The following is a 17,203-nucleotide window of genomic DNA, read 5'->3' as shown; positions in this document are numbered from 1 at the left end:
GTGCAGTGGCGTTACAATTGACGCCTTGTATCGCGGTAAGATAACGCTTTGCAGGATATTTAAAGGGATGAGAACGCGCTTTGCGTGTGAAAGGTGAGGACATGACCCAAGTAGAACGGGAATCGATGGAATATGACGTTGTGATCGTCGGCGCGGGCCCTGCGGGGCTTTCGGCTGCGATCCGGCTCAAGCAGTTGGATTCCGATCTGAATGTGGTTGTGCTGGAAAAAGGCTCTGAAGTTGGGGCGCACATCCTGTCTGGTGCTGTGCTTGACCCATCGGGCCTGAACGCACTTATCCCTGACTGGAAGGAAAAGGGCGCACCGCTGAACGTACCGGTCAAGGAAGACAACTTCCTTGTTCTGGGCGAGGCTGGCAAACTGCGCCTTCCGAACTGGATCATGCCGCCGCTGATGAACAACCACGGCAACTACATCGTTTCGATGGGTAACGTTTGCCGCTGGATGGCAGAACAGGCCGAAGAGCTGGGCGTAGAAGTGTTCCCCGGCATGGCGTGTTCTGAACTGGTTTACGGCGATGATGGCGCGTTGAAAGGCGTTGTAGCGGGCGAGTTCGGCAAGAACCCAGATGGCACCCCCGGTCCGAACTATGAACCGGGGATGGTACTTTACGGTAAATACGTCTTCTTGTCCGAAGGTGTGCGCGGCAGCCTGTCGAAAGAGGTGATCGCGAAATACCGTCTGGCAGCAGACTGTGACGTGCCCAAGTTCGGCCTTGGCATGAAAGAGATCTGGGAAGTTAAGCCAGAAAACCACAACGAAGGCGAAGTGACCCACACGATGGGCTGGCCGCTGGGTTGGAAAAACTCGGGCGGGTCGTTCATCTATCACTTGGATAACAATCAGGTTTACGTCGGCTATATCGTCGATCTGAACTATAAGAACCCGTATCTGTTCCCCTACATGGAATTCCAGCGCTTCAAGCACCACCCTGAGGTGGCGAAGCTGTTGAAAGGCGCAAAACGCGTGGCTTACGGCGCGCGTGCTGTGACCAAGGGCGGTTTCCAGTCGATCCCACAATCCGCCTTCCCCGGTGGTGCGCTGTTGGGTTGTTCCGTTGGTCTGGTGAACCTGCCGCGCATCAAAGGCAACCATAACGCCATGCTGTCCGGCATGGCCGCGGCCGAGGCTGCGGTTAAGGCAATCAAAGAAGGCCGCGCAAACGATACGCTGGCCGATTACGACGTCGCGCTGCGTGAAGGCCCAGTAGGCAAAGACCTAAAGCGCGTGCGCAACGTTGCGCCGCTGAACGGCAAGCTGGGTCCGGTGGGTGGTCTTGCCCTTGGCGGGTTCGACATGTGGTTCCAGTCGATCTTTAAGTTCAGCCTGTTTGGCACGCTAAGCCACGGCAAAACCGACGCCAAGGCGACCGAGGCTGCCGAAAAGCACAAGCCGATCGATTACCCGAAACCCGATGGCACACTGTCATTTGATCGCCTGACGAACGTCAGCTTTTCGATGACGAACCACGAAGAAGAACAGCCTTGCCACCTGCAACTGCAGGATCCATCGCTGCCGATCTCGGTCAACCTGCCGGAATTCGCAGAACCCGCGCAGCGGTATTGCCCGGCTGGCGTTTACGAGGTGGTCGAAGAAGAAGGCAAAGACCCGCGCTTTGTCATCAACTTCCAGAACTGTGTTCACTGCAAAACCTGTGACATCAAGGACCCCAGCCAGAACATCAACTGGGTCACGCCGCAGGGTGGTGACGGGCCAAATTACCCGAATATGTAACAGAGTCGTCATGTGGGCGGTCAAAGTGCCGCCCACGCATTGCCTTGCCCCCATTGGTTCACTACCTTTGATCTAACGTCAAAGCGGAGTGTTCCTTTGCCCGTATTCCCAATCCGGTCCCTAAGCCTTGCGGCGCTTGCTGCATTCGCTGTTTCCACCGCGCCCATGGCGCAGGCCCAAAACGGGCTTGCCGGTGCCTATCTGGCCGCACGTCACGCCAGCTTTTTCAGCGATTATGAGGCCGCCGCGCAATATTACACTCAGGCGTTGGCTCGTGACCCGGCGAATGCCGGATTGCTGGAAAGTGCATTGTTGGCATTCACCGGCTTGGGGCAACTGGACCGCGCCATTCCGATTGCGCGTCGGATGCAGCAGGGCGGCATGGGCAGCCAGTCTGCCGATATGGTGCTGTTGGCCGATCAGCTAAAGCGCGGCGCGTATCAATCCGCGCTGGATGATTTCGAAGCCGGGCGCAGCGTCGGCCCGCTTGTCGATGGCCTGATCACCGCTTGGAGCCATTTTGGCGAAGGCCGCATGTCAGAGGCGCTGGAAGCGTTCGATGCCGCCTCGGCGGAACAGGGTCTGGCGATCTTTGGCGACTATCACAAGGCGCTGGCCCTTGCCGCCGTCGGTGATTTCGAAAGCGCCGATGCGATCTTTTCAAGCGAAACCGGGCAAGCCCTGCGCACGACCCGGCGCGGCGTTCTGGCCAACATTGGCGTTCTTAGCCAGCTAGAGCGTAACCAAGACGCGATCGACCTGATCGCAGAGGTGTTCGGCCCCGACCTTGACCCCGGCATGAGCGACCTGCGCACCCGCCTTGAAGCGGGCGAGGCTCTTCCATTCGATACGATCCGTAATGCGTCGGACGGCGCGGCAGAGGTGTTTTACACCGTTGCTGACGCCCTGAACGGCGAAGCGAACGACACCTACACGCTGCTTTATTCCCGCGTCGCGCAATACCTGCGCCCTGACCATGTCGATGCGATGTTGCTGACGGCAGAGCTGCTTGAAGTGCAGGAACGTTATGAGCTTGCGACGGCGGCTTACCTTCAGGTTCCCGCCGATGCGCCCGCGTTCTATGCCGCCGAATTGGGTCGCGCGAAGACGTTGGAAAAAGCTGGCAAGACCGAAGCCGCGATTGAGGTGATGACACAGCTTACCAAATCGCATGCCGACCTGCCCATCGTTCACGTTTCGCTTGGTGATATGTTCAGCCGGATGGAACGTTACGGCGATGCGACCAAGGCTTATGACCGCGCGATTGCGCTTTTCTCTGGCCCCGACCGGATGCAGTGGATCGTATATTACGCCCGCGGCATGGCGCATGAACGTGAAAAACAGTGGGATTTGGCCGAGGCAGACTTGCGCAAAGCGTTGGAGTTGGAGCCAGACCAGCCCCGCGTGCTGAACTATCTTGGCTATTCCTATGTTGAATTGCAGACCAATCTGGATGAAGCGCTAGATATGATTGAACGCGCGGTTGCAGGTCGACCCAACGATGGGTTTATCACCGATAGCCTTGGCTGGGTGCTGTACCGGTTGGGCCGCTATGACGAAGCGGTGCCGCATATGGAACGCGCTGCTGAACTTGAACCCGTGGACCCGGTCATCAACGACCATTTGGGCGATGTGTTCTGGGCGGTCGGCCGCAAGATCGAAGCAAAATTCCAATGGCGCCGCGCGCTGTCATTTGACCCCGAAGAGGTTGACGCAGAACGTATTCGCCGGAAATTGGAAGTCGGCCTTGATAAGGTTCTGATGGAAGAGGGCAAAGAGCCCATTTCGGTCGCCAATGGCGATTGAGGTCTTCGCTCCGGCCAAGGTCAATCTCTGCCTGCACGTAACCGGACAACGCGACGATGGCTATCACCTGTTGGATAGCTTGGTGGCGTTCGCCCCGGTTGGCGACAGTCTGAAGATTACAGACGGCAAATCCCTTTCCCTGACCGTTGATGGCCCCGAGGCCGCAGGCGTTCCAGTGGATGAAAGCAACCTTGTAATGAAAGCCGCCGCGCTGATGGGCGAAGGGCAGGGGGCGGCGATGACGCTGACCAAGAACCTGCCAGCCGCGTCCGGCATTGGCGGCGGGTCGTCCGATGCAGCGGCTGCGCTGCGCGGACTTTTGCGGCATTGGGACCGTGAAGATCTAGCAGACATGCCGCAAAGCAGATTTGCAGAAATTGCCGACAAAGCCCTTGGCCTTGGTGCCGATCTGCCAATGTGCCTGATGTGCCGCCCGGCGCGTGTGCGTGGGATTGGAGAGCGGATTGATTTTACCAATCTTGGCCCGATCCCAACAGTTCTGGTGAACCCACGAATCGAGGTCAGCACGCCAAAGATATTCGCAGCGTTAGCATCCCGCGAAAACGCACCGCTGCCCGATGAACTGCCCGCCTTCAGCGATGTGAACGCATTTGCCGAATGGCTGGCGCAGCAACGGAACGACCTTCAAGCGCCGGCGCTAAAAGTGGAACCGGCAATTGGCCGCGTGCTGGACACATTTGAAAGGGCCGATGGGTGCCTTTTGTCCCGTATGTCGGGTTCGGGCGCGACGTGTTTCGGGGTATTCCCTGACGAAGAAGCAGCTTTGGCCGCTGAACACCACATTCGCACAGCCCACCCCGATTGGTGGGTCCAAGCGGGCTCACTTGGCGATCAAAGCGAACGGGCGCGGCCGCAGGTTAGTTAACCCGCGCGACCACGTAATCGGCAATGTCGTGCAGCATCGTGCGGATCGGATCATCAGGCAAAACGCTTAGCGCGGCTTTGGCCTTGTCGGCCCATGCAATCGCCTCGGTCCGGGTGTCTTCCAGCGCGTTGTGTTTGGCCAACAGCGCCAGCGCGGTTTCAAGGTCACCGTCCTGTTGCTTGCCCTTTTCGATGGTGCGGGACCAGAAGGCGCGCTCTTCCTCATCGGCTTTGGCAACTGCTTTGATCACCGGCAGCGTCAGTTTGCGTTCGCGGAAATCATCCCCGATGTTTTTCCCGGTGGCGTCAGAGCCCCAGTAATCCAACAGGTCATCAACGATCTGAAAGCTGATACCCAACGCGTCGCCATAGGTGAACAGCGCCTGCACATGTGCCGTATCGGCATCGGCAATCACTGCGCCAGCTTCGGTGGCGGCGGAAAACAGGGCGGCGGTTTTACCGCGCACGACCTGAAGGTAAATGTCTTCGTCCGTCGAGAGGTTCTGCGCTGCGGTCAGCTGCAACACTTCGCCTTCGGCAATGGTTGCGGCGGCATTGGACAAGATTTCTAGAACGCGCAGATTGCCGGGTTCAACCATCAACTGAAACGCGCGGGCAAACAGATAGTCGCCGACCAGAACAGACGATTTGTTATCCCACAGCAGGTTTGCCGTGGGGCGGCCACGGCGTTGGCCGCTTTCGTCAACAACGTCGTCGTGCAGCAGGGTGGCGGTGTGGATGAATTCAACCGTCGCGGCCAGATGCACGTGATATGGCCCCTGATAGCCACACAGCCGCGCCGCAGCCAACGTCAACATCGGGCGCAGACGTTTGCCGCCAGCCTCGATCAAATGCGCGGTCACTTCGGGGATGCGGGGCGCGTGTTTTGACGCCATGCGCGCACGGATCAATTCATTGACCGCCGCAAGCTCGGGTGCCAAATGTGCGCTTAGGCGCTGGTGGGGTTTGCTCTCGGCAGCGTCCAAACTCATCACGCTCTCGTCAGTTCTCTCGACAAACGGTTCTGCCTGTCATTAAGTCCATGATTATGAAAGAGCTGCTTCGCACCAATGACCCAACACTAGTGGCATTTGCCACCGCTCTCCTTCAGGGGGAGGAAATACCCTGCTTTCAAATGGATGTCCATATGAGCGTCCTTGAAGGATCCATTGGCATTTTGCCGCGCCGGGTGATGGTCCGGGATAAAGATTTGCACATGGCGCGCGCCATATTGCGGGACAATGACATTCCCCTGCCGGAGAATGAATAAGTGGGCTTTAAGGACGATTTGCTAAGCCAAGACAGCTTTTTGGGCGGTCAGTTGGCGGTTCATCAGCCGAAGGCGGGCTATCGCGCAGGGGTGGACCCGGTGTTCTTGGCTGCATCCGTGCGCGCCCACCCCGGAGAGACAGTGCTGGAACTTGGCTGCGGTGCCGGTGTTGCCAGCCTTTGTTTGGGATCGCGCGTCGCCGGTTTGACCCTGACAGGGATCGAGTTGCAGCACGAATATGCGGCCCTTGCACGGCGTAACAGCGTGGAAAACGGTGTGCCGTTTGAGGTGGTTGAGGGCGACATCGCCGCCCTTCCTGCCGAACTTCGCCAGCGCAGCTTTGATCATGTGATCGCCAACCCCCCGTATTTCCTAAGAGAGAACGGCGTGTCTGCGACGGATGAAGGGCGCGAAACCGCGCTGGGTGAACGCACGCCTTTGTCGGTGTGGGTCGACGTTGCGATGCGTAGGTTGGTTCAGCGTGGCCAGCTCACCATGATCCAGCGGGCCGAGCGTCTGCCAGAGTTGATGTCAGCCCTAGATGCCCGCGCTGGTAACATAGAGGTGTTGCCTCTTGCCCCGCGCGAAGGGCGCAAGGCCCGGCTGGTGCTGCTGCGTGCGATAAAAAGCGGGCGTGGGCCATTTGCCCTTTTGCCGCCGCTTACATTGCACGAAGGGGCGTTTCACGATGGGGATCGGGAAAGTTACACGCCCGAGGTGAAGGCAGTGTTGCGTGATGGCGCGGCCTTGCGTTGGCCCGAGGCGTGATAATTTGGCTAAAACTTGCGCAGAAGCATATCTATTAGAAACTTCGTTACCCAACCCGTGACACGACTCAATTTCTGTGCTGGACTGTAACAACTATATGTCAACCAGTTCAGAGGAGGTCAAATATGACCATGAGTTCGCATTTGCAGGAGCTTCGCAGGAAACACCAATCCCTCTCAGAACGCGTCGAACGAGAACAACGCCATCCCGGGACAGATGCCCTCCAGATCGCCGATCTCAAAAAGAAAAAGCTTCGATTGAAAGAAGAAATCGAACGCCTTGGACAGCCTTAAGTGGCCTTGGCGCTGGCGTAGGCCGCCAGCGCTGCACCGGCACTGATTAGCAACGCAGCCAGAACCAGCGTGGTTGATGGCTGCGCCATCCCCGCCACCACCAATGCAAGTGTTGAAAGCAGAGGCGCGGCATAGCTGGCGACGCCCAAAAGCTGAATATCGCCGCGCTTGACCCCAATATCCCAAACATAAAACGCCAAACCGACCGGCCCAAGCCCAAGGGCGATGCACGACAGCCAACCAAGCGTCGTTGCAGGCCAAACGGTTTCTTCCAGCGCAAGGTGCAGGGGCAAGGATAACGCGGCAGTTGCAATACAAAACACCGCCACGGTTTCGGTCGGCACCGCGCCAAGTCGGCGTGAGAGCACAGAATAGCTGGCCCAGGTCAGCGCACAAAGAAGGGCCAGGCCATAGCCCGGCAGGGCGCTTCCTTGAAAACCGGTCGCGCCGTTCAGCACAATCAGGGCCGCCCCGGCAAAACCAATCAGGCCACCAATGATGTGCCCCGCAAACAGTTTTTCACCGGGAAGCAGCCCGGAAAATAGAACAATCAACAGCGGCCACAGATAGGCGATCAACCCTGCCTCGGCGGCGGGGGCAAGGCGCAGGGCCGAAAAGTAAAGCGCGTGGTACCCAAACAAGCCCAGCGTGCCAAAGGCGTAGACCTTCCAACTGACACCGCGCAAACGCGCTGCGCCACCGGTTTTCCATGTCCAGATCAGGCCAATAAGCCCGCCAATCGCAAAGCACATCGCATTCAGTTGAAGCGGCGGAACAGGTGCCGAACCCACAGTGAACAGCGCAAGAAGCGCCCACAAAAGGACGGCGATAAACCCGATGGAGGTTGCGCGGGATCGGGTCATGCTGGGAAAGTGGACCGCACGAATTGGCGCTGAGCGTTCAGGTCTTGCATCGTTTCCGCGTCTTTCTTTGCCGAATGTTCAACCGTGGAAGGCGCCCGGGGGTGCTAATCGAGGGCCCGCTTGGGAAAACGTATTGCACCACTTCTGCGGTGTCGCAAGGCGCAGCGTTTTTCCGGATGTGATTACTTGGGTGCCGAACTTGGTGTTGGACAGCCCGCGTTAACGCGATTTGCGGATCAAAGCGTTTAGCGCGTTGTAATCCACCTTTGACTGGTGGCGTCTGTCCATCGGCAGTTTGGCGACCTTTAGCACAGTATCAACGCCCATTGCGGCTGCGTTCGATTTGCATTGGTCTAGATCCGCGTCTGCGCCTTCGATCACCAGTGTGGTTTGTGCATCGCCCGCCCATAACGCGGCCTTGTCGACGCCGGGCCAGTTGCGTGCGGCAACTTCCACGCTGAAGGGGAACAGTTTGCCACCGTTGGTTGGGGCGCTGGCGGAGTGGCGGCCCAATAGCCACAGCTGACCAGCGTCATCCAGATAACCGGCATCGCCGGTGCGGTGCCAGATGACATCCCCGTCGCGTACCTTGGTGTCGCTGTTCATGGCCGGGTCAAGGTAGCCATCGTTCACATGCGCGCCGGCGACCTGAATTTCATCGTCAACGATGCGCAGTCTGGCAGCTTCCACCGGGGCGCCGGCCAGCAGACCGCCGCCTTGCGCCATGCGTGACAGCAAAGCGTCATCTATGTCGGCCCAATCAAGTTCGGCGATGGGTTCGGCCTCGGTCGAGCCGTAAACCGAAACCACGCGCAGGCCGGGCCGCTGCTTTTTCAATGCGGCAACGACATCCGGGAAAACCGGACCGCCGCCTGTGAAAACGGTATGCAAGCCGGGCGGGATGTCGGCCTGGGCCAGCGTTTCGCACAGCGCGGGCGGTAACAGAGCGCGGGTGGCGCGGGTTTCCTTGATCCAGTGGGCAAGGCGCGGGGCTGAAAGCTGATCGGGGCGCGTCAGCCGCCAATTGGGCAAAGCGGACGTTCGACCGGCGGCTAAGTTAAGCAGGGTAAAAACCGGAAAGGCGACAAGATCGACCTCGTCCCGGTGGGATGCCAACAGCGGAGAGACCGCACCACGTTGCGCCATTAAGAAACCGTGGCTGCGCAGGATCGCCTTTGGTGCCCCGGTGGACCCAGATGTGAACGATATCAGCGCGGGATCATCAGATGACAGATCTGCGGGAACGGAAGCGCCTTTATCGCCTTTTCGGGGCGTACAAAGGCGCGCGCGCCAAAGGCTTGGCAACAACAGCTTTAACCAGCGATAACCGCCGCTTGCGAAAAACGCCGAAGGCCGGGTGGTGCGCAGCGCGTGCCGGAACCCTTTCAACCCCATCGCGGGTTCGGGAAACACGACGACAGCGCCCAACCGCCACGCGCCTGCAAGCGCCACGAATAGGTCGATGCCAACCGGCATCGCGACGATAACCCTGTCGCCGCGTCTGATCCCTTTGGCGGTGCAGGTGGCGGCGAACGCGGCAGAGCGGGACTCTAGCTCGGCAAAAGTGACGGACCCGGTGGGCGTGATCAGCGCAACGCGGTCGCCGTATTGCTGCGCGGTTTTGCGAAAGATTGACGTCAGATCATGCATTCAAGACGCGCCCCAGCAATGCGTAACGGCGGAACACTTGCGCCCCGTGCTTGCGACTGCGATCCGCAGATTGATTGCTATCGTGTATCAGCGCGTGGATCACATGTTCATACCCCATCGTCTGGGCGTTTTGGTGAAACACATGGCTAAGGTGATGCCCAACGCCCGCCCGAAGGCTGGCATATGTTTTCAAGATCACGCTGCTGGGCGTTAGCCCTTCTTGATAGTTTGGGATACCAAACAAAAAACCCAACAAAGCGCCGCTTTGCGTGTCACGTGCCATCAGTATCAGTTCTGGCTTCAGCATCGGAACGAAGGGCATGTACATCGCCAGAAACGATTCAAGGCTGATCGGCGCGTAGAACAGGTTGTTGGCAAAAGCCTTGGTTGAAAGGCTGTGCACGTCGGCAAAACAGGCTTCGGGGTTGGTTCCATCCCATTGGCGAATTTCGATTGCGTCGTCGTGGGGCGGTGGCGTTCCGATGGCCCCGGCAACCGCCCCGCGGGCCGAGAAGTAAGAAGAGATTTCTTCGAAACCCGCCTTCTGGAATGCATCGAGGTCGTGGGGCGCGGATTTGGGCTCCATCAGGAATGGCGGGCTGTCGTCTGTTTCTGTGATCAGCCGATAGCTGTGCCAAGTGTCGCCATCCATCGGGCCAATCATCGCCTGATAGCCTTCGGCCCTAAGAAGATCGGCGGCGTCGTTCAAAAGGCTGCTGCCCGCTTGCGCATCGTCACAACGGAACGCACCAATCGCGGCTGTCTTGCGGCCTTCCCAAGGGGGCGCGTTCCTGAAAAGCGTGGCCTGGGCGCCGTCGTTGCGCAGCGTTTGGTTGGTCACAATATCCCCTCCCGAAGCAGCAAGATGAAATAAAGCAACACAGTTGGAAACACCCCAAGAAGTGCCGCCTTTGAATTGCGCCGCTGTTGAAACCATCGTGGAATAGCCGAAGGGACAAGCGCGGAAATCGCCAATATGGCGATTGCGAAAGCGTTGATTGGCGGGTGCCAATATGTTGATGCGGGGTTGGTATTTGTAACGGCGACCCAAACGGCGAACAGGGCGGCTGCGCAAACCGCTGCGCCGGTCAATCGCAGCCAAGCGGCCCGTCGTTCAAGACCCAGCGCTGCGTGGCTGGCCGCCATGGCGGCGATTGCAAGCGCATAGTAATTTATCGCATTCACGCCCGTGGCGATCCCTGCGGCCAAAAAGCCAAAGCTGACCAAGGCCAAGGCCCCCACAATTTCAAGCGCGGCAAGGTTGCGCGCCGCCCCGGCGGCCCGGCGATCAGCCGCCTGCGCCAACAATAGAAGCGTCGGCAAAACCGCGTTTTGTAGGGCCGTGACGGAAAGCAGCATGAAAAACGCGATGGCGTATACGCGGGCCACGTGGCTGCTTAGCCCGACGCGCCGTGTCAGCGCCGCAAGGATCGCAATTGCGACGAACAACAGCCCCAGCCGAGTCACCGCATCCCACACGGGCATATCCAGCGTTGTGGATAGGAAAATCAGCACCCCCATCGGAAGGAATAGGTTGTCGAACCCGTGCCAGCTGTCGGCCTCTACCACCGTTGTGAAAACCGCGATTGCGGCGGCCAAAAGGATGACGTTTTCACGCGGAATGTCGGTAAGCATCAGAAAGCACAGGATGCAAACCAACAATGTGACCAGAAAGAAGACCGCGCTTCCCTCAAGGCTTTTGTGGCCATCTTCGGTGCGAAAGAAGTGCTTGCCATAGGTGCTGCCTGCGATGGCGGCGGCGGCATCGGCAAGGGTCAGAACGGCAAGCGGTAACACGTATAGAACCGCGTTGCCGTTTGAGAAAAGGAACACCAGCCCCACAGACACGACCAAAAGGAAATCGCCATACGATTTGCGATTAACCCCATGCAGGGTTTTACCCAAGCCCGACAAGACTGGAAGCCGCATGGCGATCATCGCGCCAAGCGTTAGCCCAAGCAGCAGATAGACGGGCCACGCATCGGCAAACACCCAAGGAAGGCAAATCGCCAGCCCGCCTGCGGATATGTGAACGATCTTGCGCTGAATTTCCGCAGGCCAGCCGTGGTTTTCGGCAAAGCGCCGCAGCCCAGCCATCGCGCCCAACAGCGCTGCGATAAGCGCGAAGACAAGACTTAGCTGAAGCGTGTCGCTCAACGCACCTGCTCCACCACGAAGTCGGAATAGAAGAAGGCTTTGTCTTGGGCCTTTAAGACATCCTCCACCTTGGTAAGGGTCGTCACCCGGTCAGCGAATTGGGCCGGGCAGCGGCGCGGGGCCATCATGTTCCAGTACACCAACCGCGCGCCGGGTTTCGCCATTTCAAGGATATTGCCGTATGCCTGCGCGGTTATGTCGGGCGACATGTATTCGAAAATGTCTGACAGGTTGAACCCGGCCACTTGGTCGACGCCCAACGTTTCCAGCGGGCCAAGATGGGGGGTGATGCGGTCAAGCCGTTCACGGATGGTGTGAAATGCCTCTGCGCGCCACGGAAGGGGCAGGGCATCGCCGTGGCTGCCGGTCATGATCCAGTGAAGATATGGGTTTTGCGACGGATCGGTATCCACGCCAGCATGGTGTAAGCGGCGAAAGACATGATCGGCGACGCTGCCGTCGACATGGTCAAAAAACGCGGCGTCCCGCCCCATGCGGCCCATCACGAACCGCGAAAAGAAGACCCGCACAAGGCAGCGCCACCGCCATGTGTTGAACCGCGTTTCAAAGAACTCTGTTCGCGCGGCCTTTGGGCGGGGAACGAAGATCTGTCGGATGGTTTCGCGCGAATGGACCAATGGCAGCAAATAGCGGGCGAAGATCCGGAAATAACGTTCGAACTTGCCCGCGCCCCCTGCGCCATGGGCGACCACGTCTTTTTCCTGTGTGGTCCAGAAGTCCTTTGTCTGTTCTGGGCTGCCGTCCAGTGCCCGGTGCAACAATTCCGCACGGCGGGTGCTGGGGCGTGCGCCCATCAGCTCTAGAAACGCGGAATGGTCTAGGTTGCGATAGGCACCGATGCGCAAACGCAAGCATTCCAACTGTACCGGGGAAAGGTCGGCGGCATAAACGCGGGCAGGGTTTAAAAGCAGTAAAGCAAGGGCATTATCGCCCGCAGAACATACTGAGACTAGAGTCTCACCATCGACATCGCCCATAGCTTGGGTCAAAACATCAGCGTCTTCCCAAAGCTGGGCGTACCGGATTTGATCAAACCGGGCGCGTTCGGTGATGTGGGTATCAGTCATTGATTTTCCTGACCTCGCCGGTTGCGCCATCCACGTCGATCACCTCGCCCGAGGTGATCCACTGCGTTGCATCGCCGATGCCAACCACGCATGGGATACCCATTTCCCGCGCGACAATCGCGGAATGAGACAGAAGCGACCCCCGTTCAACCACGATGGCCGAGGCATTGGCGAAGACCGCGATCCAACCGGGGTCGGTGTTGCGGGCCACAAGGATTTCATCCGCGTGAAGGCTTTCGGTGCGGGGGTCGTGAATGACGCGCGCGCGGCCGGTGATGCGCCCAGCGGAACAGCCGGTGCCGGTGCGTCGGTCGCCTGCCTGCGGCGCAACCGACGGGGGCGGGGCGCTGTGTGCGCCGGCATTTATCGCGGCGCCGCGCAGGGTGATCCGTTCAGGCGGGTCGGGGCGGGTTTCGGCGGTCTCCATCTCTGCTTTGCGCAGGGCGGCGATGGCTGCAATGTTTCGCGACATGCCCGCGCCTTCGACCGCGCCCAGAACCTCTGGCACGGTCAGGAAGAAGATGTCGCGCGGGGCATCAAGGTCGCCACGCGCGTGCAGTTCGCGGCCCATGGCAAGAAAGACACGCCGGGCGTGGCCGAAAATGCGGGTGCGTTCGAAACGCAGGTTTTCGCGATCCCGTACACGGGCGCGCGCCCAATTGCTGAACCGGCGCGCGATGGTGCGGCGCACGGGTTGAGTGGGCATTAGCGCGGTCCAGTCAGGTTCATCGCGCGTTTTCGGCGTGACGGGCGCACGGGCCGCACCCGCAGAGATTGCCGCTATCAGGGTTGAGGGATCATCGGTTAACGGAATGCTTTCCAGCTTTAGCTCTTGGGTGCAGCGGTCGCCAAAAGCGGCGATATAGTCGTCAAACTCGGCCGCGATTTCTGGATAGGCCTCTAGGGCGGCGCGGCCTTCGGCCAACGCGGTTGCGGCGTTCTGGTCGCGCACCAGTTTGGACATGCGCGCGATCCGCTGCGCCGGTTCGGCCGAGATGATATCGCCCTGACCAATCATGATGTCGTTGTGAAAGGTCAGCCCCTTTGGACCGGCCCACCGTTCCAGCATTTTACGGGATGCGCCAAAGCCGATCATGCACAGGAAATCGTTCACCAACGGCGCGTCCCACCGATCAAGAAGGGCGCTTTCGATCGTTCGGTACGCTTGGGCAAGTTCGGTAAGGTTGGCGCGGTTCAAATCAGGGCCATGGGTAAGAGACCCCTGAAGCCGTTCCAGAAAACGCCGTTTGGTGCGGGGCAGCAAAACGGCCTGTGTTGCAAGGCCAAGGGCCACCCGCGTCAGGCGCAACAATTCCACAGCCTTATGCCAGCCTGTTGCGGGTGCCGGGCCGATGCCTTGCGTCAATTCCTGCGGCAGCGGTTCACTGACCCCCATCATGGTTTCCATATAGCCGCGGTTCAGCGAAAAACCGGGCAACAAGGCAAGCGCGCGGTACCAATTGCCAAGGTTGTAATACACGCGTCCATCGACGCGGGCTAACAGGTTGGCAAAGATCGGGGCGTTTGCGGAAATCTGCGTGTCGGAAAGGCCCAACAGCCCCACAAAGCCGCGATACACTCGGTCATAGCAATAGCTGGCGAAGGAATAGGTTAGGGGGCTGACCAGCCCCGGATAGCTTTCCACGATGTTGGAGTTGTCGAACACCACAAGCGCATCGTCTGCGTTTGGCGCGGGGCGCAGTTGGGTCGTAATATCACGTGACTGCAACATGCGCAGCCGATCCCCATCATATGCCCATTCAATGTCTTGAGGGTGGCCGAACGCAGCTTCGGCATCGCGGGCAAGGGTGGCTATGTCTTGGGCTTCGGCCGGTGTCAGGACGGTCGGCTTTTGCGGTGCATTCAAGATGTGCCCGCCGTGGTCTACCGTCCAGCCTTCGCCGTCGACTTCGCCGCCGACCAGCTGTTCCCCAAGGCCCGTCGTTGCCGAGATAACGGTGTTGCCACGCAGACCACTGACTGGATCCGCAGAAAAGGCAATGCCCGCGATGCGCGCTGGAACCATGCGCTGCACCACGACCGAAGGCGGCTGATCACCTTCTAGCCCGCGCAGATCGCGGTATGTGGCGACTGTTGCGCCGTCACTTGATGCGCGAACGGCCAGCGCCTTTTCCAATACCTCTGCCGCTGCGACATTCAGGAAGGTGTCGAATTGGCCCGCATGACTGTTCAGGGCGCCATCTTCATCCCGCCCGGACGAGCGCACGGCATAAGGCCCCGCGCCAAGTTGGCTGAGTGCGGCGGTCAATTCAGGCTCTAGCTTGGGATGTTCAAACGCCGCGTCCGGAAGCACGAAGAATTCAGGCACATCAAAGCCCGCCGCAGCAAGGCGCGCCAGATTTGCCGCTTTGCCGCCAACAACTTCGCGGTCTGTGGCCTGATCACCGGGAATAATAACCGTCACAATCCAGCCCCGCTTAACAGTGGTATAAAGCCAGCGGCCGCGTAACAGGACAGCACCCAGATACCGGACATCGCATCAATCCGTTTTTGCCCTTTAGGGGTTGGTTGTCGACGAAACTGAAGCGCGCAGGCACAGCACATTGCCAGACCGAAAAGAGCGATAACCGACGTTGGAAAGAACGGCCCAGTGGCGCGCCCCACAGCGATCAGCAGTATCGCGGCCAAAGCCACGCAACCAAGCCACACCATCGACGCCGCTTTGGCCCCCCAAAGGCCAGAATATGTTTCGACCCCGTCACGTTCATTTTCAGGGGCCCATGTTTTGCGGCCGATTTCCAGCACACACCCGTTCACCAGCGAAAGTACAAGAAACATCCACAACGCCGGGGCAGGGCGTGCGGTGCCAGCCCATTCAACGCCCGTCAGCAACAGGTCAATCAGCGGCATGATGGCCATGTGGCTGACAAGATAGATCAACGGGCGCGCCTTAAGCCACTTCGCCACGCCGAATTCAGCTGTCATTAATGCCAGCCATCCCCAAACGCCAAGCAACAGCCACAGCAATGCGGGCGTCTTTGCCCACGCGACCAAAGCTGCCACCGGGATTAAGGTTAACGCGATGCCAAGTATCAGACGAAGCGACACCAACCCACGCGGGATAGGGCGTTCGGGGCGATAGCGGCAATCAAGGTCGTGGTCTTTCCATTCGTCAGCGGCGCGCATCTGGAAAAAGATCACCAGCCCTAGGACCAACCCGATCACATAGCTACCGATGCCGGGCAGTGGTCGTTCCCCCATAAAGGCCGACACGTTGATGCTGGCGGCCGAGAATACCGCAAGCAGAGGAATGGTCTGGATCAGGGGAAAGCGTTCGCCCTGATAGGTCCAGAGTCTGCGAAGAACACTCATCTTTTGCGCGCCAGTTTTTCGTGGGCGTCGGAAAAATGCCCCGCCGACATCGCAGCAACGATTGAAAGTTCGCCGCACAGGCATACGGCTGCGGCGACCTCGGCTAGGGCTGCGCCGTTGTCGGCCCCCTTTAGCCCCAACAGATCAAGACAGGCCGATTGGCTTGGCAGGCCGGTTCCGCCTCCGACTGATCCGACAAGGATGTTGGGCATTGTGACCGAACAAAACAAATCCTCGCCGCGCCGTTCCATCCGGGTAAAGCCAACCGCGCTTTCAGCCACACAGGCGGCGTCTTGTCCGGTGGCAATGTAAAGCGCGGCCAGTCCGTTGGCATAATGCGCCTGTGCGCCAAGTTGACCCGACAGAAGTGCGCCAAGGTTGGCCACGCGGCCATAATCCAACATGTCATCAACCGTGCTGCGCAGGGCCTGTTCCACCACCTTCGCCGGAAGCGTCACAGAGGCGCTGACCTTACGCCCGCGCCCCGTAATAAGCCCAAGGGCAGAGGCTTTTTTGTCGCCGGAAAAGTTGCCCTCTACATACCACTTCAGGATGGGCACGGTGCAGTGCTTGGCCACATGTTCGCAAAGCGCGCTGGTGGCGATGGTTACCATGTTCTGCCCGGCTGCATCGCCCGTGGTATAGCGGCACAACAAGAATACGATGTTGTTGTCGATGACCGGCTCTAGCGAAACCAGCTTGCCAAAACGTGTGGTTTCTTCGGCGGCTTGTTTAAGGTCTTCGATGTTGGCGACGACCCAATCGACAAATTGCCCGGCTGGCAAAATTCCATCCAAAACGAAGGCCGGTGTTCGCAACACGCCTTCGTACAACACTGCGGTGCTGACACCACCAGCCAACGATGCCGCCATCGCGCCGCGCCCGTAAGAGGCCACCAGCGCGGCTTCGGTCGTGGCCATGGGCACGATGAAATCGCCATCGGCATTCAGGCCGTTGATCCGAAGCGGGCCGATCACACCCACCGGGACTTTGACCGTGCCAATCAGATTTTCGATGTTGGCCGAATAGGTTTCGGCACTGTCCAGCGTTGCATCATCGGCAAGTGCGGACAGGTCGCCCGCATCTTTTTCGAAGCCGGCGATAAAACGCTCTATCGTTTTGCGGGTTGCGGTGCGGACGGGGCGCAGTTTTTGCAGGTCTTCCATCCGGGGCTGCATTTTGGGCGCGTCTGCGGGGGCATCAAACCGTTTGCGGACTTGGCGCAGCATTTCTTGGACGTGAAAGGGAATAATCAAGTTATGGGCAGCCTGTAAATTTAATCAAATGAGCCGATTATCTTCGGTTTGCGGGCATATAGCCACAAATCGGCGGACCA

Annotated in this window: 15 protein-coding genes; 6 read left to right on the top strand and 9 right to left on the bottom strand. The window is 59.2% G+C overall.

The window, feature by feature from the left end; all coding sequences use genetic code 11:
• The first annotated feature begins 101 nt into the window (after positions 1–101).
• The 3 genes from COL8621_RS14165 (at position 102) to COL8621_RS14155 (ending at position 4,446) form a co-directional block, all read left to right on the top strand.
• Complete coding sequence (locus COL8621_RS14165; RefSeq protein WP_093967963.1) at positions 102–1,754, top strand: electron transfer flavoprotein-ubiquinone oxidoreductase; 1,653 nt, start codon at positions 102–104, stop codon at positions 1,752–1,754.
• A gap of 165 nt (positions 1,755–1,919) precedes the next feature.
• The gene (locus tag COL8621_RS14160) at positions 1,920–3,560 is read left to right on the top strand and encodes a tetratricopeptide repeat protein (RefSeq protein WP_093968604.1); all 1,641 of its coding nucleotides are present in this window, start codon (positions 1,920–1,922) and stop codon (positions 3,558–3,560) included.
• Positions 3,550–4,446 carry a 4-(cytidine 5'-diphospho)-2-C-methyl-D-erythritol kinase gene (locus COL8621_RS14155; protein ID WP_093967962.1) on the top strand — a complete coding sequence of 299 codons (897 nt, stop codon included), beginning with the start codon at positions 3,550–3,552 and terminating at the stop codon, positions 4,444–4,446. The genes COL8621_RS14160 and COL8621_RS14155 overlap by 11 nt, the downstream gene beginning before the upstream one ends.
• Here COL8621_RS14155 and COL8621_RS14150 read toward each other — a convergent pair.
• Positions 4,439–5,437 (bottom strand): polyprenyl synthetase family protein, encoded by a 999-nt coding sequence (locus tag COL8621_RS14150; RefSeq protein WP_093967961.1) that lies wholly within the window; start codon positions 5,435–5,437, stop codon positions 4,439–4,441. The genes COL8621_RS14155 and COL8621_RS14150 overlap by 8 nt on opposite strands.
• A gap of 56 nt (positions 5,438–5,493) precedes the next feature.
• Here COL8621_RS14150 and COL8621_RS14145 point away from each other — a divergent pair, with 56 nt between their 5' ends.
• The 3 genes from COL8621_RS14145 (at position 5,494) to COL8621_RS14135 (ending at position 6,776) form a co-directional block, all read left to right on the top strand.
• Complete coding sequence (locus tag COL8621_RS14145; RefSeq protein ID WP_093968603.1) at positions 5,494–5,715, top strand: putative signal transducing protein; 222 nt, start codon at positions 5,494–5,496, stop codon at positions 5,713–5,715.
• A complete protein-coding gene (locus COL8621_RS14140) occupies positions 5,716–6,483 on the top strand; it encodes a tRNA1(Val) (adenine(37)-N6)-methyltransferase (protein WP_093967960.1) in 768 nt (255 codons plus the stop codon). It abuts the gene before it with no gap.
• Between the two features lie 125 nt (positions 6,484–6,608).
• Positions 6,609–6,776, top strand: coding sequence for a YdcH family protein (locus COL8621_RS14135; protein WP_093967959.1), 168 nt, complete (start codon positions 6,609–6,611; stop codon positions 6,774–6,776).
• Here COL8621_RS14135 and yddG read toward each other — a convergent pair.
• From yddG to COL8621_RS14095, 8 genes are all read right to left on the bottom strand, one after another.
• On the bottom strand, positions 6,773–7,639 hold the full coding sequence (yddG, locus tag COL8621_RS14130; protein WP_093967958.1) for an aromatic amino acid exporter YddG: 867 nt from the start codon (positions 7,637–7,639) through the stop codon (positions 6,773–6,775). The genes COL8621_RS14135 and yddG overlap by 4 nt on opposite strands.
• A gap of 219 nt (positions 7,640–7,858) precedes the next feature.
• Entirely contained in the window at positions 7,859–9,289 is a 1,431-nt protein-coding gene (locus COL8621_RS14125; protein WP_093967957.1) for an AMP-binding protein, read from the bottom strand.
• Positions 9,282–10,130, bottom strand: a complete 849-nt coding sequence (locus tag COL8621_RS14120; protein ID WP_093967956.1) for a hypothetical protein — start codon at positions 10,128–10,130, stop codon at positions 9,282–9,284. Before COL8621_RS14120 ends, COL8621_RS14125 begins: the two co-directional genes overlap by 8 nt.
• Complete coding sequence (locus COL8621_RS14115) at positions 10,127–11,446, bottom strand: hypothetical protein (RefSeq protein WP_093967955.1); 1,320 nt, start codon at positions 11,444–11,446, stop codon at positions 10,127–10,129. The genes COL8621_RS14120 and COL8621_RS14115 overlap by 4 nt, the downstream gene beginning before the upstream one ends.
• The gene (locus COL8621_RS14110) at positions 11,443–12,534 is read right to left on the bottom strand and encodes a DUF3419 family protein (RefSeq protein ID WP_093967954.1); all 1,092 of its coding nucleotides are present in this window, start codon (positions 12,532–12,534) and stop codon (positions 11,443–11,445) included. The genes COL8621_RS14115 and COL8621_RS14110 overlap by 4 nt, the downstream gene beginning before the upstream one ends.
• A complete protein-coding gene (locus tag COL8621_RS14105) occupies positions 12,527–14,959 on the bottom strand; it encodes a PEP/pyruvate-binding domain-containing protein (RefSeq protein ID WP_093967953.1) in 2,433 nt (810 codons plus the stop codon). The genes COL8621_RS14110 and COL8621_RS14105 overlap by 8 nt, the downstream gene beginning before the upstream one ends.
• Complete coding sequence (locus COL8621_RS14100; protein ID WP_093967952.1) at positions 14,956–15,867, bottom strand: UbiA family prenyltransferase; 912 nt, start codon at positions 15,865–15,867, stop codon at positions 14,956–14,958. Before COL8621_RS14100 ends, COL8621_RS14105 begins: the two co-directional genes overlap by 4 nt.
• Entirely contained in the window at positions 15,864–17,123 is a 1,260-nt protein-coding gene (locus tag COL8621_RS14095; RefSeq protein ID WP_093967951.1) for a hydroxymethylglutaryl-CoA reductase, read from the bottom strand. Before COL8621_RS14095 ends, COL8621_RS14100 begins: the two co-directional genes overlap by 4 nt.
• Positions 17,124–17,203: the final 80 nt, after the last annotated feature.

The organism is Actibacterium lipolyticum (assembly GCF_900184935.1).
In the GTDB taxonomy this organism is placed as follows: domain Bacteria; phylum Pseudomonadota; class Alphaproteobacteria; order Rhodobacterales; family Rhodobacteraceae; genus Actibacterium_A; species Actibacterium_A lipolyticum.
The sequence above is the reverse complement of the archived record's forward strand: the minus strand, read 5'-3'. Positions and strand labels throughout refer to the sequence as shown.